Annotated in this window: 19 protein-coding genes and 3 pseudogenes; 9 read left to right on the top strand and 13 right to left on the bottom strand. The window is 62.3% G+C overall.

Going from position 1 to position 23,610, the window contains the following annotated elements:
- Positions 1-564: 564 nt before the first annotated feature.
- The 9 genes and pseudogenes from fni to NKJ18_RS27595 form a co-directional block, all read right to left on the bottom strand.
- A complete protein-coding gene (gene fni / locus NKJ18_RS27635) occupies positions 565-1,668 on the bottom strand; it encodes a type 2 isopentenyl-diphosphate Delta-isomerase (protein ID WP_373420165.1) in 1,104 nt (367 codons plus the stop codon).
- Positions 1,669-1,696: 28 nt separating this feature from the next.
- Positions 1,697-2,599, bottom strand: coding sequence for a terpene synthase family protein (locus tag NKJ18_RS27630; RefSeq protein WP_023748870.1), 903 nt, complete (start codon positions 2,597-2,599; stop codon positions 1,697-1,699).
- On the bottom strand, positions 2,596-4,146 hold the full coding sequence (locus tag NKJ18_RS27625; protein WP_352760727.1) for a hypothetical protein: 1,551 nt from the start codon (positions 4,144-4,146) through the stop codon (positions 2,596-2,598). Before NKJ18_RS27625 ends, NKJ18_RS27630 begins: the two co-directional genes overlap by 4 nt.
- A gap of 145 nt (positions 4,147-4,291) precedes the next feature.
- Positions 4,292-5,281: a polyprenyl synthetase family protein gene (locus NKJ18_RS27620; protein ID WP_352760725.1), complete on the bottom strand. Its 990-nt coding sequence runs from the start codon at positions 5,279-5,281 to the stop codon at positions 4,292-4,294.
- Positions 5,282-5,411: 130 nt separating this feature from the next.
- Complete coding sequence (locus NKJ18_RS27615; protein WP_352760724.1) at positions 5,412-6,755, bottom strand: cytochrome P450; 1,344 nt, start codon at positions 6,753-6,755, stop codon at positions 5,412-5,414.
- Positions 6,755-7,597: an SDR family oxidoreductase gene (locus NKJ18_RS27610; protein ID WP_352760733.1), complete on the bottom strand. Its 843-nt coding sequence runs from the start codon at positions 7,595-7,597 to the stop codon at positions 6,755-6,757. Before NKJ18_RS27610 ends, NKJ18_RS27615 begins: the two co-directional genes overlap by 1 nt.
- Positions 7,598-7,765: 168 nt before the next feature.
- Positions 7,766-7,891 (bottom strand): annotated as a pseudogene (locus NKJ18_RS33070) (ferredoxin); the annotation flags it as partial.
- Between the two features lies 1 nt (position 7,892).
- A complete protein-coding gene (locus NKJ18_RS27600; protein ID WP_352760722.1) occupies positions 7,893-9,182 on the bottom strand; it encodes a cytochrome P450 in 1,290 nt (429 codons plus the stop codon).
- 91 nt (positions 9,183-9,273) lie between these two features.
- On the bottom strand, positions 9,274-10,476 hold the full coding sequence (locus NKJ18_RS27595) for a cytochrome P450 (protein WP_023827166.1): 1,203 nt from the start codon (positions 10,474-10,476) through the stop codon (positions 9,274-9,276).
- A 200-nt stretch (positions 10,477-10,676) separates the two neighbouring features.
- Here NKJ18_RS27595 and NKJ18_RS27590 point away from each other — a divergent pair, with 200 nt between their 5' ends.
- The 6 genes from NKJ18_RS27590 (at position 10,677) to NKJ18_RS27565 (ending at position 16,662) form a co-directional block, all read left to right on the top strand.
- Positions 10,677-10,937: a hypothetical protein gene (locus tag NKJ18_RS27590; protein WP_155922504.1), complete on the top strand. Its 261-nt coding sequence runs from the start codon at positions 10,677-10,679 to the stop codon at positions 10,935-10,937.
- Positions 10,938-12,138: 1,201 nt separating this feature from the next.
- Positions 12,139-12,672, top strand: coding sequence for a peroxiredoxin (locus NKJ18_RS27585; protein ID WP_023724551.1), 534 nt, complete (start codon positions 12,139-12,141; stop codon positions 12,670-12,672).
- A gap of 69 nt (positions 12,673-12,741) precedes the next feature.
- A complete protein-coding gene (gene rpoN / locus NKJ18_RS27580; protein ID WP_031197223.1) occupies positions 12,742-14,178 on the top strand; it encodes an RNA polymerase factor sigma-54 in 1,437 nt (478 codons plus the stop codon).
- 57 nt (positions 14,179-14,235) lie between these two features.
- On the top strand, positions 14,236-15,450 hold the full coding sequence (locus NKJ18_RS27575) for an MFS transporter (protein WP_352656544.1): 1,215 nt from the start codon (positions 14,236-14,238) through the stop codon (positions 15,448-15,450).
- 586 nt (positions 15,451-16,036) lie between these two features.
- The gene (locus NKJ18_RS27570; protein WP_023724558.1) at positions 16,037-16,267 is read left to right on the top strand and encodes a type II toxin-antitoxin system RelE/ParE family toxin; all 231 of its coding nucleotides are present in this window, start codon (positions 16,037-16,039) and stop codon (positions 16,265-16,267) included.
- Positions 16,267-16,662 (top strand): helix-turn-helix domain-containing protein, encoded by a 396-nt coding sequence (locus tag NKJ18_RS27565; protein ID WP_023827171.1) that lies wholly within the window; start codon positions 16,267-16,269, stop codon positions 16,660-16,662. Before NKJ18_RS27570 ends, NKJ18_RS27565 begins: the two co-directional genes overlap by 1 nt.
- Before the next feature lie 221 nt (positions 16,663-16,883).
- Here NKJ18_RS27565 and NKJ18_RS27560 read toward each other — a convergent pair whose 3' ends face one another.
- Positions 16,884-17,486 carry a phage integrase N-terminal SAM-like domain-containing protein gene (locus tag NKJ18_RS27560; protein WP_245261409.1) on the bottom strand — a complete coding sequence of 201 codons (603 nt, stop codon included), beginning with the start codon at positions 17,484-17,486 and terminating at the stop codon, positions 16,884-16,886.
- 235 nt (positions 17,487-17,721) lie between these two features.
- Positions 17,722-18,752, bottom strand: a pseudogene (locus tag NKJ18_RS27555) (IS110 family RNA-guided transposase).
- 540 nt (positions 18,753-19,292) lie between these two features.
- On the opposite strand from NKJ18_RS27555, the gene NKJ18_RS27550 reads away from it, so the two are divergent.
- Positions 19,293-19,958, top strand: coding sequence for a protein kinase domain-containing protein (locus tag NKJ18_RS27550; RefSeq protein WP_023827175.1), 666 nt, complete (start codon positions 19,293-19,295; stop codon positions 19,956-19,958).
- A gap of 136 nt (positions 19,959-20,094) precedes the next feature.
- On the opposite strand, the pseudogene NKJ18_RS27545 reads toward NKJ18_RS27550, so the two are convergent.
- Positions 20,095-20,295 (bottom strand): annotated as a pseudogene (locus NKJ18_RS27545) (transposase); the annotation flags it as partial.
- 78 nt (positions 20,296-20,373) lie between these two features.
- On the opposite strand from NKJ18_RS27545, the gene NKJ18_RS27540 reads away from it, so the two are divergent.
- Positions 20,374-20,859 (top strand): HNH endonuclease, encoded by a 486-nt coding sequence (locus NKJ18_RS27540; RefSeq protein ID WP_023827177.1) that lies wholly within the window; start codon positions 20,374-20,376, stop codon positions 20,857-20,859.
- A 12-nt stretch (positions 20,860-20,871) separates the two neighbouring features.
- Here the strand turns inward: NKJ18_RS27540 and NKJ18_RS27535 are convergent, their stop codons facing one another.
- Positions 20,872-21,924 (bottom strand): putative phage abortive infection protein, encoded by a 1,053-nt coding sequence (locus NKJ18_RS27535; RefSeq protein WP_352670031.1) that lies wholly within the window; start codon positions 21,922-21,924, stop codon positions 20,872-20,874.
- A 274-nt stretch (positions 21,925-22,198) separates the two neighbouring features.
- Here NKJ18_RS27535 and NKJ18_RS27530 point away from each other — a divergent pair, with 274 nt between their 5' ends.
- Positions 22,199-23,449, top strand: coding sequence for a DUF3644 domain-containing protein (locus NKJ18_RS27530; RefSeq protein WP_245272527.1), 1,251 nt, complete (start codon positions 22,199-22,201; stop codon positions 23,447-23,449).
- Positions 23,450-23,610 lie beyond the last annotated feature (161 nt).

The raw sequence follows: 23,610 nt of genomic DNA, 5'->3' as shown, positions 1-23,610 counted from the left end.
CACCGCACGGAGCACTTCGTGCAATCCATCCGGGTTCGAAAGCAAAATGTCTTTGACGGCAGCGCTGGCGGTCTTAACTTCAGTCTTGGTCATGGCGGCGTTCCTTCGCGGGAAATCAGGTGACGTGAACAATCACCATGACCGCCCCCTCTCAGCGAATTTGCAGAACTCTCAGCACACTACCGGGGCAATGTGGATCGGTGCCTAATTTGCATAACACCAAGCAAACACAAGGGATTGAGGCTGGCTTACCTTCTCCGTTGCTTGCAGGAATACTCCTTCATTGCAATGGATTTGCACCATCTGCTCCTGCCGGTCTCCCGCCGCACCTGGTGTTCCGGCCCTTTCAGGGGCTCGGCTCGATCGGCGTGACCACCCTGATCAAGCATCGACATAGCCGTCGAATACCGCTTTACTCTCGGCTGTCCGTTCGGGGCATGGCGGGGTGCCTCCCCGATCACGAAGCAGCACCCGAACAAGCCCGTGACCAGCGCGTCCCCGCTTCCGAGACTTTCTCACTCAGTAAGGCTATGCGCCCGCCGCCACCTGCGGGCTACGCCGGCATCAACCGGCGGGCAGATGGGCCGAGGGCAATAAGCGGGCCTGGCGCAACGCCGCCAGATCAGCCGAGCCGGTGCAGAAGCAGGCGACGGCCAACTGGCGGATGACGATCTCGAAATGCGCGACAACTGCCTCGGTGGATACCGTAGCCGCGCGCAGCACGCCGGCTGCCTGCCCGGCGATGTCCGCGCCGAGGCGGATAGCCTTGGCCACGTCGACGCCGTCGCTGACCCCGCCAGACGCGATCAGCTTCACCGCTGGCAGCGCCCGACGTACCGCCTGCACGCTGGCCGGGGTCGGGATCCCCCAATCGGCGAACGCCATCGCAACTGTACGGTCGGCGGCATCGGGGGCCCGCTCGCCCTCCACCGCGGCCCAACTGGTGCCGCCGGCGCCGGCGACATCGATCACCGCCACGCCCGCCTGAACGAGCGCACAAGCCACCGAGGCAGAGAGGCCCGACCCCACTTCCTTGGCCACGATCGGCACGCCGACGCTACGTGCGGCGCGAGCGATCTGGGCCAGGACGCCGCGCCAGTCGCGGTCGCCCTCCGGCTGTACCGCTTCCTGCAGCGGATTGAGATGGACAATGAGTCCATCGGCCTCCAGTGCATCCACCGCCCGGCGCGCGAGGTCCAGGCCGTCGGCCTCGCGCAGTTGCGCGGCGCCGATATTGGCCAGCAAGGGAACGTCTGGGGCCAAGCGGCGCAACGCGCGCGTCAGCCCCTGGGAGTTGCGAGATTGCAGGCTCACGCGCTGCGAACCGACGCACATGGCGATCCCCAAGGCTTGCGCTGCCTCGCTCAGATGCCGGTTGATGGCCTCGGCGCGTTGCATGCCCCCAGTCATGGAGCTGATCAGCAGAGGCGCGCGCATGGTCTTGCCCAGCAGCGAGGCGCTGAGGTCGATCTGCGTCAGGTCCAACTCGGGCAATGCGCAGTGTTCGAAACGGATGTACTCCCAGCCGGTGGCCTTGGCCCGTGCCGTTCGCCGATTCAGCACTATGTCCAGATGGTCGTCCTTGCGCCGGCTCAAGTTGGTGTCGCTGATGCTCGCTCCATCCGCGTCATCGGGCGACGGCGTTGCGTCGGGTCGGACCGACGGCAGCGCGCGCACGCCGCCGTTTTCCGCTCGTTCAGGCCGGCGCACGCTGGGCTGCCCCCGCAGCGTCGCTGCGGTAGCGACTGTTTGAGGTCTGGTAGTACTGCACGCGGATGGCCGCCATGGCTTCGATCAGCGGTCCCCACGGCGGGGGAAAACGTTCTTCCGCCATCACCCGGTGCAGCATGCGTGTGTGGCCGGCCAACTCGTCATTGAGGAACTCCACCACAGGCATGGCCGGATAGCGCTGCAGCAGCAGGATCGCCGCGTTGTCGGCCTCGCCGGCCGACCTATCCTTTTCGCGTCCATGCAGATCGTTCTGCAAGCGCCCTATCGCGGAGATGAGCCGCAGGACCTGGCGAAACGCCGGATGCGCGCGCAAGGTCGCCATGTCCAGCCCCCACAGCAACGACAGGCAACAGAACACGTTCGTGTAGGCGATCGAGTCCACGCCGTTCTGCAAGTACTCGGCGTAGGACCATCGCTCCGCCCCTGCCGCCTGCGCGTGTCCGGCGCGCAGCGCCGCGCAGTAGCACCGGGTATCCTCGAGAAGCTGGGCATAGTCGCGACGATCGTAGGCGAGCGCGGCGAGCGAAGCGCGCAGCACAGCACAGCCCTCGAATCCTGGTAGCGCGCACGGCAAGCCCTGCCCCAGCGCCTGCTCCACCGCGGCGAGCTGCTCCGGCGCGATCAGGTCAAGGTCGTTGCAATCGTCCAGCCAGAACAGCAGCGCCAGTTCGCGATAGAACGCCACGATCAGCGTTTCGTCCAGCGGATCGCGGCCGGTGCGGGCGCTGGTGTCGCGCAGGCTCGGCTGGATGCGCTGCAGGATGTACTGGCCGCCCCGGACTGCTTCCACGGCATGCTCGTCGGCGAACCCGGTCAGGGAACGCCCCCACTCTAGCACCTGCTGCAGCGCGCGATCGGTCGGGATCATGGCCCGGCTCCTGCTCCCTCGGCCGAGACGCGCCGCCCCCAACGAAGCGCCAGCCACAACCCGGCGAGTTCGGCCACGCGCACCACCCGGGTGGGGCAATACAGTTCCTTGCCGATCCACAGCGGCGTCTTGGGCAGTGCGTGCGCTGCGTGGCGGCCGAGCATCCACTTCAGCGCGCGCGCCACCGCCTGCGCGATGCGCCGTCGCCCTGCCGGCTCTTCGGTCCCGTCCATCACGTGCAACGCGAACAGCGCATAGGCGGTTTCCTCGAATGTGGACGCGCGACCGGCGCCCCAGCCGCCGTCGTCGCGCTGCGTCTGCAGCAGTGCTGCCAGCGCGCGCTCGTCGCGCCACTGGGGCTTGCCTTGCGCCAGCGCAGCGACCGCATGCGCGGTGGGATACAGCCACGAAACGTGCCATTTTTCGTTGTCCCATAGACCGTGCGGGTTGCGATTGGCCTCGACGTAGGCGCTGGTGCCGGCGGCGGGCTTTCCCAACATTCGCAACGCATGCAGGGCATGGATGTTGGTCGACACCGAGGCATTGCGCTCACCGGGGAAGGTGACGAACAGCTCGCCGGTTTCGAACTGGCGCAACGCGTCGGCCGCCGGGTCGCGGCCTGCAAGGCGAAGGACGCACAACGCAACGGCGGTGTCGTCCGCATCGGCCGCGAAGTGCAAGGCAGGGCCCAGACCGCGCACTCCGAGGCGGGCGTCGAGCTGCGCGATGATCACTTGCACCGCCTCGGCGAGCGCGGGATGCGCGAACAGACCGGCCAGATGCAGGGTGTACAGCGACCAGCATGGCTCGAACACATTGATTGGCCAGACGTTGGGAACGACACCTTCGATGCCGGTGCGCGTCGCCCGCGATGCCGCCTGCAGATACCCGCCCGTGCGCCCGACGTGCGGCGTTCTTCCCTGTGTGTCGGCGTGCGCACGCCACGCGGCGGTGGCCGCCGGACTGATGCCGATGCTGCCGTCGTCGTCCGGGCATGCGGTGGCCGGCGACGTCCCCCAGGCTTCCCAGGAGTGCAGCAACGGATGGCCGCTCGGCAACGTCGCCACAGCCCCCAGCTTGACCAGGCGTGCTTGCCGCAACGGCAACAGCGCCGCGTGGCGCGAAAACGACAAGCCGCCCAGCAAGGATGCGGCCTCGTCGCACAACTGCGGCAGGATCAGCTCCGCGCCGATGGGCGCGTCTTCCGGCACCGCATGCGCGTAGGGATCGGGCTGGCGCTCGATGAACCGGGTTGCAGCCTGGACTGCGTCGGCAGCCCCGGGAAGAGGATCGGCATGCTGCAATGCCAGCAGCGCCGCCCAGGTAGGCGCATGGCGAAACAGCGGGAAGTCCGCACTTCCCCATCCGCCATCGGCCTGTTGCTGCGCGATGAGCCACGTGTACGCGTCCTGCCGACCGGTGACGTTGCCGTGGAACTGCAGAGCTCGCGCCGTGTCGTAGATGGACGGGCCGACGCTGCCGCCGTCGCTCATCTCGTTCAGCAGGTGGCGCAATTCGGAAAGGATCTGTTCGGACAGCGCGTTCACGCGGGATGTTCCTTCTGAAGAGGGTTAACGAGAACAGAAACGGGCAGACGCCGCGCACGTCGCCGCCGACACGGACACAGTGCAGCATGCAGCGCCCGCCGGCCGATCGCACCAGCACAGGGGCGAGTACTTACGGATGGGGCGCTCATGCGTATGGCGCGGACAGATAGACGTTGGCCCGCTGCAGCATCTGAGCCAGCCCTTCCGCACGCGGCCCCAGAGGGGCGATGGCCTCCCCGGCGTCGTGCAACAAATACAGCGCGAACTGGCGCGCTGCCTGCAGCCCCATGATTGACGCGCAGGTCGGCTTCTGCGCCGCCGCGTCCTTGCCGGGGGTCTTGCCAAGAGTCGCGGTATCCGCCGTCGCGTCGAGAATGTCGTCGGCCACCTGCAACGCCAGGCCAAAACAGGCGGTGTAGCGATCGAGCGCACAGTAAAGCGTAGCGTGCGCGGCATCCTCCGTGATGGAGTATAGCGCGCCCATGCGAACCGACGCGCGCACTAGCGCTCCGGTTTTCATCCGGTGCATCGCCAGGATCCTGTCCAGCCCGGCGTGCTTTCCGACCAGGGACAGATCCATGGCCTGCCCGCCTGCGGCACCCTCGGCGGACACCGCCTGCGCCAGTTCGCGCACGAGCGCGATACGGTTGTCGCCCGGCGCATCCAGGCTCGCCAGGGTCAGGAAGGCGTGGGCCTGCAGCGCATCGCCGACCAGGATCGCAGTGGCTTCGCCGAACTTTACGTGCACGGTCGGAAGGCCGCGGCGAAGCACGTCGTCATCCATCGCGGGCAGGTCGTCGTGGACCAGGGTACAGGCGTGCATCATCTCGATCGCGGCACCGACGTCGTCGAGCATGGGCGCCGGCGTGCCCGCCAGTGCGCCGGCAGCCAGACAGAGTAAGGCGCGGGTGCGCTTCCCGCCATGCAAGGTGGCGTAGCGCATGGCCGCCATCAGCTCTGTCTTACCGTCGTCTTTGGCGCAGAGCAGACGCCCCAGAGCCTGTTCGACCCGCTTTGCGCCGTCCTGCATCCAGATCTCCGGGAGCAGCTCGCCAGAGGCGCCGCGCGCCTGCGCGCCCAATCCGCCGAATGTGGAAACGCCAATTCGGTCGCGTGGAGTGGAACCGGTCTGCATGTTGTTGATGTCCTTGTAGCTGAGATGGCCACGGCGAGCGCAAGTCGTCACACGAGTGCGTGCGCCGAGTGCAGCAATGCCGCGCCCCGCCGGCGCCGCTGCCTTGCCACACAGGGCATGCGATGCCAGCTCATGAGAAGCCTATGCGGATTGCCATGGACGGATGTGCGGTCGGGTAATAGCGCCGGCCTTTTTCGACGTCGCTCAGCAACTGCGGCCGCACCCCGGCCTTGTGCATGATCAGCGCCAAGGCGATGCAGAACTGCACCATTTCCAGCCATACCAGGTGGTAGCCGATGCAGACGTGTGGGCCGGTACCGAACTGCAGCATGTCCACGGGCCGGATCGGTTCTGTGCGTAGCAGCCACCGCGCCAGGCGGAACTGATCAGGCGCCTCGTGCAGCAGCACCGAGGTCGAGAAATGCAGCAGCGGGATGCATAGGTGGGTGCCCGCGGGAATACGCCGTTCGCCGAGTTGCAATTCCTGAAGCGCGCGACGCGGCAGGAGGGTGGTCGCCGGATGCAGGCGCAGTGTCTCGCGGAACAGCCCCTCGGCGACCGGACACTGCGCCAGGTCCGCGTGCCGGGTCGGCACCGCGCCCACGCGTTGCGCCTCCTCGACCAGGGCGTCCCACAGCACAGGCTGCCGCGCCAGCTCGATCACGATCCAGGCCATCGTCGAGGCAGTGGTGTCGTGACCGGCAAGCAGCAGCAAGCGAATATTCGCGACCAGGACGTCATCGGAGAGCGGACCGTCGCTGCTGTCAAAAGCGCTCACCATGTCGTTGATGAACCCGGTGCGCGCGGCATGCGCGCGCGCATCGCGGACGAACCGGCGCAACTGCGCGTCGATCCAGTCGCGGGCGGAGCGGCCGCGCCGCAAAGGCAATCCGGGCAGGTCGACCGGTGGCGCGATGATCAACTGCAGCAATTGCCGGTACTTGCGATGCCATCCCGGCAGGTCCTGCGCGGGGATTCCCATGAGGCTGAAGATGAGCTTCAGCATCAGGTCGCCGGTCTCGCGCAGGATAGTTACCTCGCCGCAGGCGCGCCACGCCTGCACCCGCGCCTTGATGACCGGCGCGAACAGGTCGCCGATCCCGGCCTGGGTCAGCCCCTTGGGCAAGAACGCTGTCTTGATGGCATCGCGAGCCTGCCGGTGAGCGCCGCCGTCCAGGGCAACCAACGTTCCGCCAAGCAATTCGGGCGCGATCTCTTCGATCAGCGCCGAGGACACGTCCTTGTGCTTGAGCAGAGAGAATGCGTCCGGATCCACACAGGTCATCAGATGTCCGGCAGGGCCGAAATCCAGCCAGAAGTGGCTGCCCAGGGTCCGTTCTGCTCGCTGCAGCAGGCGCGGCAGGTCGCAGACAATGGCGGGAAGATGCCCGACCAGGGGGAAAGCGCCAGGCATGACCGGGATGTCGCACCGCAACCGGTGCCGACGGTTGAGCGGGTTGAGCAGCATGTCCATCAGCAGCGCGCCGCCGCCGCCGATTCGGTGTCGCCGACAGGGCGCGCGGCGCAGCTGTTGCCGCCGTCGGCGTATGTCGGCACATGCGCCAGCATGCCGCCATCGATGCACACGACCTGGCCGGTGATGAACGCAGCATCGGCGGAGAGCAGGAACGCCACGAGTGCGGCCACGTCCTCGGGGCGGCCGACGCGCGGTAGGAGCTGGTGCCGGCGCAGATGCCGTTGCATGCACTCGTCCAGCTTGGCGAGGAGACGCTCGGTCATGATAAGACCCGGCGCAACCGCGTTGCAGCGGATCTGCGCATGACCGTACTGGGTGGCGAGCGAAGCCGAGAGCATGTTCATCGCCGCCTTCGACGCGGCGTAGGACGTCTGCGCGGTATCACCGCTGAGCCCCTGGCACGACGACATGTTGACGATCGCGCCACCGCCGCGGGCGATCATCCGTGGGATAGCCTGCCGGCAGCAGAGCAGCGTGCCGCGCAGATTGGTCGCCATGGTCTGGTCCCAGACTGCCAGGTCCAGGTCGAGGATCGCGCGGTCGCGCGGGGTCAGATGCATGGCGCTCGCATTGTTCACCAGCAGGTCGACCCCCCCGAAGTGCCGCTCCGCCGTCTCGAACAGCGCTGCCACCGCCGGCTCATCGGCGATATCCACGGCTATGGGCAGCGCGTGGCCTGCATCGGCCGCGATCTGCGCGGTGCAGGCGATGGCCGCCGAGCCATCAATGTCGGCCACCACCACTCTGCCGCCCCCGCGCGCGATGGCGAGAGCGCATGCCTTGCCGATGCCGGCGCCGGCGCCGGTCACCACGGCCACCTTGCCTTCAAACCGTCCCATCGTGCCTCCTGAATTGCATTGTTCTTTCGCGGCATGCCGCTCGGCCTGCGCCGGAGAAGGCGCAGGGTCGGCGCTGGCGCGCTCGTCATGGCCGGCGTCGCTTTCGATCACCCGAATGGCGGCGACCGGGCACTGGTTGGCCACAAGCCGCACCGCGGCGTGCAGCGCCTGCGGGACCGTCGCCACGCACACTTCGGCCACGCCGTCCGGTTCGCGCTGGCGAAAGGTGCCAGGCAGCGTCAGCACGCACTGCCCGGTCGTTCCGCACAGATCCTGATCGACCACGACGCGCATCTCAGCCCTCCTGCCCATGCAGCCGCACCGGCAGCGCGCGGAACGTCCTAAGGAACGCGGAGGGCTCCCGGGTCGGCTGCTCGGCCAATGCCAGCGTGGGGAAGCGCGCCTGGATCCGCGGCAGGCTCTCGGCCAACTGGACCCGGGCCAGTTGCGCACCAAGGCAGAAGTGGATCCCATGGCCGAAGGTCAGCATGATCTTCCCGTCGATCGACATGCCAGGACTGGTGCCGTAGAACCGCACGGGATCGAAGCGATCGGGATCGGCGAAGGCGTCCGGGTCGCGATTGCCGGCCGCGATCAGCACGCGCACGTCCGCGTTCTCCGGGATCACCACGCCGCCCATTTCGATGTCGCGCTGGGCGATACGCGGAATGGAGCTGAACATGGCGGGCGCGTCGTAGCGTAGGGCTTCTTCGACGAATGCCTTCACCCCCACGGCATCTCCCTTCAGCCAGTGCCGCTGTTCGGGATACGCCAGCATCGCCAGGACAGCATGGCCGATGGCCGCAGCAGTGGTGGCGAAGCCGCCCAGCAGCATGCCCCACAGCATGCTGATCAACTCGGCATCCGACAGCATGTCGGCATCGTCGTCGTGTGCGCCGACCAGCATTGACACGATGTCGTGGCGGGAATCGATACGCTTGCGCTGTATGAGATCGCCGAAGTAGGCCTGCACCCTGGCGCTGGCCGCGTCCGCCGCGGCGAGTTGGGGATCGCTGGCGTGCGGGCTCAGGCCTTCCAGAATGGCGCTGATGCCGGCGACGAGCCCCAACATGTCTTCCTGGGGCATGCCGAACAGTTCGCCGAAAACCAGCATGGGCAAGGCCAGCGCGAATTCCCGATGCAGGTCCACCGCCTCCCCGCGCTCCAGCGCGGGCGCCATGCCGTCCAGGCGCGCTGCGACGATGCGAGCGATGGTCGACCTCAGCTTGTCGATCTGGCCCATGGTGAAATCGCGCGAGATCAGCCGGCGCAGACGCGTATGCGTTGGTGGTTCCTTCATCGCTAAAGTGGACGCCAGCAAACTTAGCGACAGGCTGGTCGCCGCACGCGGGAAATAGCGCGCCAGTTCGCCCGGCGCCGGTCCCCGAAAAGCATCGCCCGTGGCCTTGAGCGCCCAGTAGATGTCGGCGTGACGGCTCAACAGAAAGAGGCCCGACGCCGCGCGATGTACCGGATCGTGCTCGCGCAACCACCGCATGAATGGGTACGGGTCCTGAATGCACCCTGGCGACGCCAGTTCGGCGAAGGCGTCCCGGCATGATGCCATGGTTTCTTGCACGTCCATCTTGGTCACCTGTTGGCTGGCTGATCTGATCGGCGCGCGGCAGGCGCGCCGGCAACTCGAGAACATCGGGATTCCTGGTGGCGTCCGCGCATCACCAGAGCACCGGGAACTCCTCGAACCCGCCAGTGATGATCTCCTTGCGCAACTTCAGTTCTTCGGGCGCCACGGCCAGGCGCAGCGCGGGAAAGCGCTGGAAGATCGAACCGAACACCGCCTTGAGTTCCAGCCTGGCCAGCGCCAAGCCGACGCAGTTGTGGGGCCCGTAGGAGAACGCCAGGTGCGGGTTTTCGTCACGTCCGATGTCGAAGATTTCCGGGTCGTCGAAATGGCGCGGATCGAATGACGTCGCCGGCAGGCCGACCAGCACCTTGCTCTCCGCGGGAACATGCACGCCCGCGATGGTCACGTCGGTCCTCGGATAGCGCATGATGCCGTCCCAGCCGGCGCCCGGCGGGTACATGCGCAGGATTTCCTCTACCGCCTTGTCCACCAGGGATGGATCGCCGACCAGGCGTTCGCGCTGTTGCGGATGGCGGAACATGGCCAGCAGGCCGAATTCGATCTGCGCCACGGTGCTCTCGTGCCCCGCCACCAGCATGCCCGCCGCCAGGCCGATCGCCTCTTCCTCGGTCGCCTTGCCCTGGTCGACCGCCGCGAGCAGATCCGTCAGCACGTTGTCGCCCGGATCCTGGCGCTTGTCCCGCATCTTGCCGCGAATGTAGGCGCGGAGTTCTTCCCAGGCCAAGCGCGACGCGCTTCGCGGGCCGCTTTCATGCTGGTGCGTCATCACCTCGTCGGACAGCCCGGCGAAAAAGGCGTGATCCTCGTAGAGCACGCCCATCAGCGCGCCAATGACCATGGCGGGAAGCGGAAAGGAGAGGTGGCGCCGCAGATCGGCGGGCTGGGGCTGGGCCGCCAGCGTCTCGAGCAACTGCGCGGCGATCGCCTCGACCTGCTGCGCGAGCAGCTTCACCCTGCCGTTGCTGAAGGCCGACGCCACGATCGTGCGTAACCGCGTATGCTCGCCCCCCTCGTGCGAGACCAGCCATCCTGGCGAACCGAGAATCACCGAATCCGGGGTGAATGCCGCCGGCGGCATTCCCGCGGGCCGGAACGCCGCGTCGGACAACACCGCCCGGGCCTCGTCATAGCCTGTCACCCACCAGCCTTCGTGCCCGGACGGGAAGCGCACGCGGTGGATCGGACCGTTGGCCCGTAGCGCCAACATCTCAGGCGAGGGCTCAATGTGATCGACGCGCCACATCGGCAGCGTCGGCAAAGGTTGTTCGGACATGGGTGGCACTTCACTCTATAGCGATGGAAGGGCGGAAGGTGACCGGCGGGCGCTGCGGTAGAGAAGACCTAAGACGGCATGTAGACGACATCGTCGGAAGGCAGACCGATTATCAGGATCGGCTAACGCTTAACTGCCTAGGCAAACGCGCGGCGAGATGCAGAACGTTATCCTGTACCTTCGAGGTCAGGATAAAGTCGGTGTGGTGGGCCTTTGACTCGCCGCCGGCCAAGATTTCCTGCGCAAGGGTCGACAAGAGCGGCGAGCTGTTGGGTAAGGGCGGTTTCGCCGAGGACCCCATGCCCATAGACGCTATCCGACGCGGATTTGACATTTTGCTTTTCTTTCTTCGTTCCATTCGTGCCATCCACGAAATGAAAGTCGGTCGGCGGCTCCCGGCCCGCAACGAAGCGGCTTCAAAACTCGTGCCAATTTGGCCAACCGAAGAAAAAAATCTGTGATGCTTTTAGGGGCTTAGCCTGAGGCCAGAGAAGAGCTAGGCGAAATAGGCCGGTGTCGCGGGCCAACAAAGGCGACGGAAAAGTGTCGGACAGAACGCCTCGGCGACCTTTAGGTCGGGCTTGCGACATTCTGGTCCAGTTTCGAACATAAGAGGCGGCGAACAGACACGATTGGGGAATTCGATCCTCACGGGGCCAAGGCGCTTGCCCAAGAGCGCCCGCTCATGGTCGCTGCGACAGGCGCATGTTCGCGATAGCCGTGCCGGCGCACCAATGAACGCTAGCGCCACACGTTACGCAATGACTGGAGTGCCCTCCAGGCTCAGGTAATGCATCGGCTCGGCTTCCGGTTCGTCTTTGCCCAGCCGGGGCTGAAGCGCCGAATATCCGCACCATACAGCATCGTTGTTGCCTGTGTGACGAGGCGGTTATAGCGCGCGCCCGATCTTCTAAGACACGGCCTCCGAGAAGGAGGGGCGGTCCAACAGCCCCTCTATTCCAAATGGCACGCCGCTTGCTGCTCCTGGTTAGAGCACCATCAAATCACGATGAAAGCGACTTGCACCATGCCCGACACGCGAAGCTCCAGACCGTGGCCTGAGGAGACGGTGCCCCTTGCAGCTGAACATCGGGGCATCGTCTCCTCCGGAAGTCCGTTCTGGATGGCCGCTTTGCGCATGGCTGGTCCGATGCCGGCACGCCAACACGGGCAGCGCACGCAAATGCGGGTTGCCGGTTCTGTTCAGCATCTGAGTGCCGAAAAGCCTTGTCAAAGGGTCGTCACCCAAGCCAAAGCCGGCGGGTCACTGCCACATATCCACAACATGCTGAACCAGTCCAGTGACGTGGAATCCAGTGAAGCGGGTCTGTTGCGTGAAGTGACATTTCAGGCCCCCACATGCTTTGCGATATTGGCTCCTTCCGGCCGCTATCCCTTTTCCAAACGCACTATCGCTAGTGACCGATCCCGCTTCCGGCGCCATAGCCGTGGAAAGCAACCGGCTCGACGGTGTCCAGCTCGCTCAGATCGATTGCGTTCGGGTGGCCAAGACCAACCGCCAAGACGTTCCCATACGTCGGGAGGGAAAAAAGGAGGTTGCGAGCCGCGAGGCCCTCATTCCGTGCCGGGGATACGAGCCTTTGCCCGGTATTGCGCCAGCCTCTGCCAGAATTCAGCGCAGTCTTCTTCAGGAGCAACTTGATGACAGTTCGAAAGAAAGTTCCCTTCGTCACCTTTCTCACGCGTGTTCACGATAAGTCAGTCCAGGGGCCAAATCCATATCGCTGGCAAGAAAAAACATCTGACGACTACTTTGCCGGCAAGCGGGTCATCCTGTTCTCGCTGCCTGGCGCCTTCACCCCGACCTGCTCGACCTACCAATTGCCCAAGTTCGAAGAGCTCTATGATCAGTTTGCGAAGCAGGGAATTGACGCGATTTACTGCCTCTCAGTCAACGATGCCTTCGTCATGAATGCGTGGGGAAAGTCCTTGGGCCTGAAGCAGGTCCAGCTCATCCCCGATGGCTCAGGCGAGTTCACACGCAAGATGGGCATGCTGGTTGCCAAGGACAATCTCGGATTCGGGATGCGCTCATGGCGCTACGCCGCCCTGATCAACAATGGCGTGGTGGAGCACTGGTTCGAGGAGGAAGGTTTCTCCGACAACTGCGAGGCCGACCCGTATGGCGTTTCATCCCCGCAAAACGTTCTCGAAACGCTGAAAGCCGCCGCATGACCTAGAAAACGTCTCACTGGCGCCATTGCAGGCCCCAAGAGGCTCCTCGACAGGATTATCGCACTCACCATGCAATCTTCAGCAAGCCTGTTTCAGCGCCAGAAGCAATCCATCGTCGCATCGCCTCAACTCATTGAGTCGATTCGCTTGCTGCAACTGGCGCATACCGAACTGCATCAGTTCGTGGAGGGGGAAATCGAGAAGAACCCGCTCTTGGAATCTGCGTCAAACGATGGCGGGCCTTTTGACGATGCTTCGATTTCGGGAGCGGATCAGCCTGTCGGCTTTGGGGCAAACGCCGTTGAAGGTGCGACCGGGGCAGGGTCGCCTGAACGGCTCGGGCAATGGAAATCACTTCGCAACACGACCAACAACCCGCCGGGCAATGGCCCTTCCCTCGACGAGTTTGCCACCCTCGCCGAAACATTGCACGACCATGTCGCTCGTCAGATCGCCCTCACTGCGTTCACACCACAGGAGCGGCTGATCGCTGGCCAGCTTGCCGCCGATCTGGAAGACACTGGCTATCTTCGGGCAAACCTTTTGGAGCTGGCCGAGAGCCTAAATGTCCATGAGGCTGTTGTGGAACGGGTTCTCGGAACCTTGCAGCAATTTGATCCACCGGGAGTTTTTGCGCGAAGTCTCAGAGAATGCCTCGAGATTCAGTTGCGCCAGCGAAACCGGCTCGACCCGGCAATGGCAGCTTTGGTTGCCCATCTTGAAATGCTTGCGCGACGCGATTTTGAGGCGCTGAAGCAGCATTGCGGCGTCGATGAAGAAGACCTTCTCGACATGATGCATGAGGTTCGTGCGCTCGATCCAAAGCCTGGGAACAGATTCGAATCCGGTGCGTCTGAATCAATCATACCCGACGTCTGGGTCACGCCCTCGCCGCAAGGCGGGTGGCAGATCGAACTTGATCCCGCCACCCTGCCGAAGCTGCTGATCAACCAAACCTACTATGCCGAAGTCACGCGTCAGACTGCCCAAAATTCGAAAGATCAAGCATTTCTCGACGAATGCTTACAAAATGCGAACTGGCTAATCCGCAGCCTCGATCAGCGCGCCAAGACCATTGTCAAGGTTGCGGCTGAAATCGTGCGTCAGCAGGATGCCTTTTTGGAACATGGCGTCGCCCACCTGCGGCCTCTCAATCTTAGAACCGTCGCTGACGCGATCGGCGTGCACGAGTCTACGGTAAGCCGGGTGACCTCGAACAAGTACATGCTTACCCCGCGCGGAGTCTTTGAACTGAAGTATTTTTTCACCGTCGCGATCGCGTCCTGCCAAGGCGGCGATGCGCACTCCGCCGAAGCTGTCCGGCATCGGATCAAAGCGATCATTGCCGCAGAATCTCCCGGCGACGTGCTTTCCGATGAGGACATCGCTGTCCGGCTGAAGGAAACCGGCATCGATGTTGCGCGCCGCACCGTCACAAAATATCGCGAAGCAATGAACATACCCTCCTCCGTGCAACGCCGCCGGGAAATGCGCTTGTGTTTTTAGATTTGGGTCAAGGCAGCCAACATCACGTTGCATTGCATCAAAGTGGAGACTTCGTTCATGACCCAATCCGCAGCAGGTGTCATGGACGCTGTTCTGCACCCAGAAAAGCCCGTCCCACCGTCTGGTCCCGCATGGGGTGCGGTCATTTCGCTTTCCTTGGGCACCTTCGGGCTGGTCACGGCAGAGTTTCTGCCTGTCAGCCTGCTCACGCCCCTCGCGCGTGATCTCGGTATCAGCGAGGGAGCGGCTGGACAGGCGATGACGGCGACAGCTATCGTCGGGGCGATCTCGGCGCCGACGGTGGCCATCATCACAAAGCGCCTGGACCGCAGGACCGTCATGTGGACAATGACGCTGCTGCTGATCCTGTCGGACGTTCTGGCGGCCGGCGCGTGGTCGCTGGCGGTTCTCCTGACTGCACGCGTCGTGCTCGGCATAGCGCTCGGAGGCTTCTGGTCAATGTCGGCAGCACTGGCGATGCGGCTCGTTCCAAGCCACCTCCTGCCGCGCGCTATGTCGATCATCCTCACCGGCGTTTCCGTAGCTACCGTCTGCGCAGCTCCAATCGGCGCCTATGTCGGCGATATCTGGGGATGGCGAAGCGCCTTCATGCTCGCCGCAGCCGGCGCCGCCGCTACACTGCTCGTGCAACTCATAACCATTCCGAGACTGCCTCCGATTGGAGTGGCTAGCTTCCGAAGCCTGCTGGATGTGGCCAAGATTCCGATGGTCAAAATTGCGCTTTTGGTCGTCCTGCTGGTCGCTTCCGGCCACTTCGCCGGAATCACCTATATCCGCGCCTTCCTCGAGAAGATTCCCGCGCTGGATGTAGAAACGATCTCGCTTGTGTTGCTTGCTTTTGGCATCGGCGGATTTTTCGGCAATCTGGCCGGCGGGCTTCTGGCCGAGTACAGTCTCAAGGCAGTCGCGGCCCTTGCACCGCTGCTCATAGCGATAGCCGCTGTTTCGCTGCTGACGGCGGGAGCATCGGCCTTGGCCTCGGCGATTGCTGTTGCCGCGTGGGGGTTTGCCTTCGGCGCGGTGCCAGTGGGATTGCAGACGTGGATGGTACGGAGGGCTGTTCCCGAGCAGGCCCAAAGCGCCGGTGTGCTGCTGGTCACAGTATTCCAAGTGGCAATCGCCGCCGGCGCGATTTTCGGCGGACTATTGGTGGAGAATGCGGGGATTACCAGCGCCATTGCCTACAGTGCTGTTGCCACGTTCGTCGCTGCCCTCATAGTGTTCGTGCTCGGCCCGAAGCGCGAAACCTAGACCGCCTGACAGGAGAGAGGTCTCAGCAGCGCAGCGGGACAAGAGATGCGATGCACGGCGCGGCGCGGTCCTCCGCACGATTACGCATGGACCAGCGCAAGCGCCTCGCCGGCTTCACCTCCGGGCCACGCGACCTTCGCCGCCAGACACGCGAACCTCGCCGGCACCGGTTCCATTTGGCGTCGGTGAGCGCTGCCGGCGCGATGGAACCCTTGCTGGCGGTCATATCCTTTACGACGAGCCGGCATTCTGGGCAAGCGACAGCTACGCGCCGGCCATGCCCGTCAGAACGCCGGTGACGATGCCGCTCGATAGCGCAGACAGGTCGCGAATTGCCAGTCGTGTCAACGGCGGCCGGATTATCGTCGACCGCGCCTACCTTGTTTCGGCCGCAGACTATCGTTCGGCAGCTTGATGATGTTGACAACATAGCCTAGGAGCTATGTATGACTTTGGAAGTCGTTTTTGGCGATGAGTTCGATGGGGAGTTCGAGGCGTTGCCCCAGACAGTCCAAGATGAGCTATTGGCCTCCGCTAAGCTGCTCGGTGTGTTTGGCCCCAGCTGGGGCGACCGCATGCGGATACCTTGAATGACTCGTCGTTCGCGAACATGAAAGAACTTCGCTTCGATGCTGATGATGGTGTCTGGCGGGTTGCGTTCGCATTCGACCGGAAGCGGAAGGCGATCCTGCTCGTCGCCGGCGATAAGTCGGGCGTGAGTGAGAAGGGCTTCTATAAACGTCTGATCGCCAAGGCGGACAAGCGCTATCAAGGGCATCTCGACCGTTTGGCGGCGGCGAAGAAGGAGAAGAAGTGATGGGACGCAAGCTTGATGACCTAATCGCTGCGCTCCCCGCGGATCGTCGGGAGCGGGTCGACGCGCGTTTCGAAGAGTTAAGGGGAGAAGTCGAGAGTCTCGGCGATTTGCGGCGTGCCGCTGGAAAGGCCCAGGCCGAAATCGCTTCGGTCCTCAAGATCAAGCAGCCTTCGGTCTCGAAGATCGAGAAACAAGCCGACATGTACTTGTCTACTCTTAAAAGCTACGTCGAGGCGGTCGGGGGGCAACTCGAACTCGTCGTTCGCCTTCCCTCGCGCGCGCCCCTCCGTATAGAGCGGCTCGGCGACGTCGTGGCTCCCAAAGCCGTCTCCGTGCATAGCGTTAAAAGAGCGGCAGGTGGACGTAATCGCACAAAGGCCGCACGCGCCGGCTGACCTCACTCTGTTCGGCTAAAGACTACCGATGGGGGCGAGATGCTCTCGTCCATGCGACGAGTAGGTATGAGCAACGTCCTAGTTAAGCCAGCTCGCGGCAAGGTAACGGAGGCCGACATAGGTGTGAGCTGCGGATGCCGGCGACTTTGGCTGCCTCCTGGACTGCGCGGTGCAATTGCCTCGATGAGATCGGCGCGGTGAAGCTGCGCCCCGGGGAACAGTCAGCCATGGGGGAGCATCACCCCGCGCCACCTGCCTTCGCGCCACCACAGCCGGAGCAGTTCCAGAAATTGCAGCGAGAGCATAGCGTTGCGGTCCCTGCGTCCCTTGGCCTGTTCGACGCGGATCAGCATGCGTGTCGAGTCGATGTCGTCGATCTTGAGGTGCGCAACTTCAACACGCGCAGGCCCGCGCGATAGGCGACGCCGAGCGCGGCCTTTTACTTGATGCCGGGTGCGGCTTCGAGCAGCCGCGCCGCTTCCTCCACGCTCAGCACCTCGGGCAGCTTGCGCTAATACCTCATGATCACCAGCGCACGCGCCAGATCCCGACGCTTCAGCGTCACGAGGAACAGGAACCGCAGTGCCGAGACGGCGCCAATTGATCGTCGCAGGGCCGCCGCCGCTCTCATGCTGATGCAGCTGGAATCGACGGATGTCCGCAGCCGTCGCCGTGTCGGGCGAGCGGCCAAGGAACACAGCGAAGCGCCGGAGGTGACGAACGTAGTCCTGCTGGGTATGGGAGCCCAGGCCACGCATGAGCATGTCGTGCTGCATGCGCTGGCGAAGCGGAGAGATTGGTGCATCGGTCGACAGGGTAGCCATGGCGAGTTCCTCTCGTTGAACGGAACTCCAAGATCAGATCGACGCCTCTTCCCGCTCAAGTCAAATGGCAGTCGCGCCATCTCAGGCCGAGGCGCAATCTGCTTACCGAGGCAGTTGCTTCCCGCTTCGCGGAATGATCTCAGGCACGTCCCGGCAGGGACAGCTCGGTGCGTCCTGGAAGAACGCTATCGGTTGAATGACGTGAGGAAATCGTCGCCGGCAAGCGTATGCAGGATCAGGCTGCGGCAGGCGTTCCTCCGTGCGGATCGAACAGCTCGCCCGTCCGGAGCATCGCATGCATGATCACCGCCAGCTTGCGCGCCAGAGCCACGGCCGCTCGCTTGAAGCCAAGCCGTTCTTTCAGCTCCAAAGCCCAGGTTCGCAGTGTGGTAGTATCCGTCGACCGGTTCAGGATGACTGCGGCCGCCTCGTATAGCAGCCCGCGCAACTGATTGTCGCCACGGCGAGAGATATGTCCGTCAGTATCGCCCTCGCCGGACGGGTAGCGCCTCGGGGTCAGGCCCACCCACGCACCCACGGCGCGCGAGTTCCTGAAGTTCGCCGGATCCTCCACGGCTGCGGCAAAGGCGGTGGCTGTGACGGTGCCTACACCGGGCACTGACATGAGCAGACGACAGTGCAGGTCCTCACGCGCCATCGCGGCCAGCTGCTGGCTCAGCTCTGCTGTTTGGTACCGGATATCACTCCATACCTGAAGCATTGGCGCGACGATGCGCGCCAGCTTTTCTTCGCCCTGCAGAAGGTCGCGAACGTTGCGCTCGAACACGCTGCCGGCGCCCTTGGGCACGACGAGGCAGAACGTCTTCATCAACCCACGGATCTGGTTGGATATCTGCAAACGCATGTTAAGAAGCTGGCGCAGCGCGGCGATCAGCGTGCGGATCAGCAACTGTCGAAACCTTTGACGCGAACCTCTCGGTAGAAGCCGACCTCGGCCAGATGTGCCAGGCCATCGGCATCGTTCGCATCGGTCTTGTTCGCGGCCATGTCGAGCGCGGCTTTGGCATGCCGCGCGTTGATGCAGATCACCGGCAGGCCCTCTGCCGTCAACGCATGGTAGAACCACACCGACAGCGGCCCCGTTTCGAACACGACCCGTCGGACATGCGGTGCGCGCTTGCGGATCACCGCCGCAAGCAGTTGCGGATCGGACACGCACTTGCCCCGCCAAATCCTCTTACCGTTCTGCCGGATCGATATTGCCGTCTTTTTCATGGATACGTCGATACCGATATAGTGTTCCATGGCTGTCCTCCGTTCGGTGGCTGGGCCCGGTGTCCATCGACAGCCCGTTCTTCATTCTATCGGAGGACAGCCAGCCGGCTAGATGTTCGAACATCGCCGCCACATCTCAGGTGGCCACCCCTTTCGCGATTACGTCATGTTCGTGCATGAGGCGCATTGCAGCCCGGCGGCTGTGGGCCGATTCCGGACTGTCCGGTTCCGAGTGGCCCCCACCGGATCGTTGCCATTCATCAGTTGACTTCATCGGGCCGTTCGGACCCATCCTCCATTCGGCTGAAACTTGGGCATTCTGCACCAGTCGACTAGTTTCCTACATCGTTTTCAATTTCCATGATCATCACGGTTGCCCGGCTCCACCGCCAGAGCCTCCGATGAATGAGAGGCCTGACTGGAGACACGCCAACCCTCGCAGATTCCTTGGTGATAGACCCTGAGAAACTAATATTAGCGACAGATTACAGTGAGTTCAGGGTTGCTTGGGCCCTTATTTATGCTCATGGATGAAATGTTTTTTGGGGTATCGTGCGGTGGGGGAATTAAATGGATAGCGCTCAAGCCAAAATCTTCGCTGAGAGCTTGCTGGGAAGCAATGTAGGAGGATGGACAATAGACGCCACCTTCGGCAACGGAAAATCCGCAGTTGTTTTTTCTGCAGAGAAGGATGGGGTCAAAGGGGCGATAAAGATCTTTCATCCCGAACTCATCGAGCGATACGGGCGAGATGTCCAACTCGCAAGGATTGATCGTGAAAAGAGCCTCATTGGTCAAAGCCACCCGCACCTGGTCACTATACTGGACGGTGGCGCCTGCTCAGTTACCGGGCACCTTTTTGTGGTGATGGAGCGACTCCCTTATGAAAATCTCCATGCCTCACTTTCAGCAATCGCACCGGAAAAATACGGCACCCTGATTTCACAGGTCGCCTCCGCCGCGCGGTTTCTTGAGGATCTCGGCCTCGCGCACAGAGACATCAAGCCCGAGAACATTGCCGTCACTGATGATTCAGAAAGGGCCATCCTCCTAGACCTCGGAGTGCTCCTCCCGGTGGGTCTGTCGAACTTAACCGACGCTTTCCAACGACCTTTTATTGGGACTCTTCGATACAGCTCCCCTGAATTCCTGGCGCTTGACTACAGCCTAGCTACGGATTCGCCGAATCGTAGGCATCTTGCTACCTTATCCCAAGTTAGCCCGTCTTATTCATGACGGATCTGGGTTTGTTTGCCGCTGAGCGGCGGACAGGTGGCGGCTCGGCGTCTTTTTCACCGCGGCTGTGTCTGGACTTGTGAACGCGCTGGAGGGTGGAAGCTGTGTGGTTCGGCGGGGCCCGCTGCCCCGGCGGTCATGGTCCTGCCGGTAGCAGATTGCTGGCGATCGCCCGGAACAGACTTGCCTCGGGACAGGCGGCGGCGAAGGCCAGGCGGATGCGCGAGACGGTTTCGATGACGCGGGCGCCGAGCTTGAGCAGCCTGAGCCGCAGCGTAGCGAACTCGGCGTTGCGCAGATGATGGGTCGTGGTAGCGAGGAGTTCTCGGAGAAGTAAATGGCCGCGAGACCAACTATTACCGGACGTAGCACGTAGCTTGCCCATGCGTTCGTTCATGCAATCATTCCGCGCGATGTGGACCCGATCGCCCAGGCCGAGCTGTTTGCTGCAGCCGGCATTAAAGAGAGAGAATGCGTCTATTGCGGCGCGCTGGCCACCGACAAGGACCATTTGCGCGGTTTGGTGAAGGCTGGGCGCCCTTCAGGCCATTTCCACACCACCAGCAATCTGGTGCCGTCCTGCGGGCCGTGCAACCAGTCCAAAGGCGCAGCTGACTGGAAACGTTGGATGTTGAGCCAGGCCAAAGGCTCGCCAACTCGCAAAGGCACTTCGGATATTGCGGAGCGTATTGGGCGCCTAGAGGCGTTCGAGAGGGAGGCTGGCGCGGCCGAACCCATGTCGATTGAACGGCTCCGCGAGACGGTAGGCGCTGAGCTATGGGATCAGTATTGGCAGCGGCTGGACGACATCAAACAAATGATGACTGAAGCTCAGGCGGCGTCGGTCCAGATCGAGCGTCGGTTGGCCGAGCCCATGCCTGTGGGAACCAGCCGGCAATGAGTGAGGGACGCGTCATCCATAAACCGCCTGTTGTGGCAACAGCGTCTCATCAAAGGCCGAGCCGTGCATCAGACCAGCATGAGTAGGTGAGTATAAGAGATGTTTAGGTAGGTTATCGAACATTGCGTATTGCTCAGCATATTTTCCTAGTTTTGCACCCTGTTCGGTCTGGCAGTTGTAAAACATGATCACAAGCTCGAAGTCCGAGAGCTGCGCCCTTAGCAGCTTCATGTACCGAGCACGCACATTCGCCTCATCAATGAAGCGGATGACATTGTACAGGTAGCGAAAATAGTGGCCGAGGTCCTGCTGCCACTCAATCCAGAATGCTGAATAAGCGATCCTGATGGCATCCCTATCGGTCAATCCAAGCTCTTTGTCCTGTTCGAATTTGGCTCGCAGGATTTGGCTGAAGAACTTGAAGCAGTCCCGACCCTTGATGTCTCCCAGCTTGATATCCGACCTTCGAATATCGATGGAAGTGACGATCGTGTTGTGCAAGGTGAGCATCTGGAAAAAGGTGGATTCAAAGCTCTCGCGTTTCTGCGACGACAGCTGCTTTTCGAATGCCTGTTCGGCCTTTGCGGCCTCGGCTCTCGCCTCCCTGTTGGCGTTCTGCTGAAGGATAATGGTGACCAGCAGCCCGACGAAGGTCAAGAACGTCAGAACCGGGCCAATGACGCCGCCGACGAAGTCCCCAAACCATGCAAGCGTTTCCGCTTTATCCAGTTTGGCATACCCAAAGATAAAGATCCCGGCGACGATCAGGACCGACACGACAAGAATCTTGTAAAAGCCGTGAGCGGAGTCACCGGCCTTTGGAGCGACAATCGCTTGGAACCCGTCGAACCCAGGCCACCGCTGAGTGCCGCGAGAATTTGCCCACACAAGAGCGACGAAGGCTATTATTGCCAGCCAAAAGATAACCCAGCCATTCATCGCATTTCCCTCAAACAGAGAAGTATCAGCCAAGATTGAAAGCCGCAATATTGTTTGGGGGTGTGATGGCGAACGGCTTTGGCGGCCATTGGCAATCCCCCAGAACGCAATGGACAGCGGTCGCATAACCATTGCCACAGGCGTCCCTTGGCATCGCTGGCAGCTGTTCCAGGCCAACCCGCTGAAACCGGATTACCGCGAGCTCGAGCCGATCTGCCTCGCTCTCGGTGTCACCTACGGTTATCTATTCGGCGAGCGCTATGCAGCACTTTGCTTTTCATGTATTCCGCGCGCCCTACACGCGCGGCTACTTTAACTTCCGGAAATACAGCGCTACACTGCACCTTGAACGAAATTCCGTTATTTAGCCGCTTGGGGGAGCATGATGGCCGGAGGAGGATTGACCGCTCTTGAGAAGAGCATCGTCAAGGCATTGCTGGCCAAGGGGGAGCGCAACCAGGATATTCACGCTCTCATCAACTACCAGCGCACGCCGACCGTCAATTTTGGCCGTATTTCCGGGGTCAAGAAAGACAAGAAGATTGTTCCTGCTACTGACGAGCAGATTGAGTTCTACAAAAAGCGGAAGCAGTCCTTCGACCCCGTCACCGGCCTGAATCTTTACGACGACGAGCGGTTAATAAGGGCGCGCGAGGCAATGATCCTTGCTGTCACCATCTTCAACAGCAGCACCTACAAATTCAAGACCGGCATGTTCGCCATTCTCGCGAACATCGCATGGACCTATCTTCTTCACGAGTTCCACCAGCGCAAGGATGGTTCGATCCTGAACGCAGATGGGACCACCTTTGCCCTGAGCCATATGCTTAGCAGAACAGACTGCCCGCTCTCCAAAGGCATTAAAAACAATCTCGCGACCATCAAGGCCATTCGGGACGAGGTCGAACACAAGCTATTGGGGCGTAGTGATCCGCGCTGGCTATCGCTATTCCAGGCCTGCTGCCTCAACTTCGATAAGACGATCGTTGAGCTACACGGCCGGCGGTTGAGCCTGCAGAACGAGATTTCCGTTGCCTTGCAGTTCGGCAAGCTCCAGATCGATCAGGCCGCCCAACTGCACCAGTATGACGTGCCCCAGCACATAGCCGCACTGGACGCGCTACTGACCGCGAAGCTCACCGAAGAGGAGCTGGCCGACTTGGAATATCAGTTCCGGGTCGTCTATACATTCGACAGCGCATCCAAGGGTAGTGCGCATATCCAGTTCCTCACGCCGGAATCCGAGGAGGGGAAAAGCGTCCACAACGTTCTGCAGAAGTACAAGATCTCCGATGAGCTCTATCCCTACAGGCCCGGAGAAGTGGCTGCCATGGTGAGCAAAAAAACGTCCAAACGCTTTACGCTCAGCGACCACACCGACGCTTGGAAAAGGCACAAGGTGCGTCCTGCCAAAGGCGACAAGACCAACAGGACGTACTGCATCTTTCACAAGGCTTATGATGGCTATACCTACAACGACGCATGGGTGGATCTGCTCGTTAGCGAACTCACAAAGCCGGCGAAACCCGGTGATCCAGGCAACAATGGGGATCTCTTTCCACCGAAAAAGGCTGCCGAAGCGCCGAAGGTTGCAATTGGTATCCCACCAGTGCTGACGACGCTCATGGCGCCGGGTAAAGGTCAATCCTGACCTCGGTCAGATCACTCTTGCCGTTTCGCTTCGTCGCTCGGATGTCGAGCAGGCTGCCCTCATGAAAACGCGACAGCCATCAAGGGCCTAACTTCGCGGCGGTGCGGAACCGCTTCCAAATATCCGTGGACAATCGCAATCGCCGATTGAGAAGCACATTG

The sequence above is a fragment of the Mesorhizobium sp. M0217 genome, assembly GCF_040321955.1.
Taxonomy (GTDB): Bacteria; Pseudomonadota; Alphaproteobacteria; order Rhizobiales; family Rhizobiaceae; genus Mesorhizobium.
This window is presented reverse-complemented; position numbering and strand designations above follow the sequence as displayed.

What these genes read in the sequence shown, in the direction of transcription:
- NKJ18_RS27575 (WP_352656544.1), top strand. Translation starts at nt 14,236, where the DNA reads ATGACCCAATCCGCAGCAGGTGTCATGGACGCTGTTCTGCACCCAGAA.
- NKJ18_RS27565 (WP_023827171.1), top strand. Translation starts at nt 16,267, where the DNA reads ATGGGACGCAAGCTTGATGACCTAATCGCTGCGCTCCCCGCGGATCGT.
- NKJ18_RS27560 (WP_245261409.1), bottom strand. Translation starts at nt 17,486, where the DNA reads ATGGCTACCCTGTCGACCGATGCACCAATCTCTCCGCTTCGCCAGCGC.
- NKJ18_RS27600 (WP_352760722.1), bottom strand. Translation starts at nt 9,182, where the DNA reads ATGGACGTGCAAGAAACCATGGCATCATGCCGGGACGCCTTCGCCGAA.
- NKJ18_RS27630 (WP_023748870.1), bottom strand. Translation starts at nt 2,599, where the DNA reads ATGATCCCGACCGATCGCGCGCTGCAGCAGGTGCTAGAGTGGGGGCGT.
- NKJ18_RS27535 (WP_352670031.1), bottom strand. Translation starts at nt 21,924, where the DNA reads ATGCGACCGCTGTCCATTGCGTTCTGGGGGATTGCCAATGGCCGCCAA.
- NKJ18_RS27610 (WP_352760733.1), bottom strand. Translation starts at nt 7,597, where the DNA reads ATGGGACGGTTTGAAGGCAAGGTGGCCGTGGTGACCGGCGCCGGCGCC.
- NKJ18_RS27620 (WP_352760725.1), bottom strand. Translation starts at nt 5,281, where the DNA reads ATGCAGACCGGTTCCACTCCACGCGACCGAATTGGCGTTTCCACATTC.
- NKJ18_RS27550 (WP_023827175.1), top strand. Translation starts at nt 19,293, where the DNA reads ATGGATAGCGCTCAAGCCAAAATCTTCGCTGAGAGCTTGCTGGGAAGC.
- NKJ18_RS27595 (WP_023827166.1), bottom strand. Translation starts at nt 10,476, where the DNA reads ATGTCCGAACAACCTTTGCCGACGCTGCCGATGTGGCGCGTCGATCAC.
- rpoN (WP_031197223.1), top strand. Translation starts at nt 12,742, where the DNA reads ATGCAATCTTCAGCAAGCCTGTTTCAGCGCCAGAAGCAATCCATCGTC.
- NKJ18_RS27585 (WP_023724551.1), top strand. Translation starts at nt 12,139, where the DNA reads ATGACAGTTCGAAAGAAAGTTCCCTTCGTCACCTTTCTCACGCGTGTT.
- NKJ18_RS27615 (WP_352760724.1), bottom strand. Translation starts at nt 6,755, where the DNA reads ATGGACATGCTGCTCAACCCGCTCAACCGTCGGCACCGGTTGCGGTGC.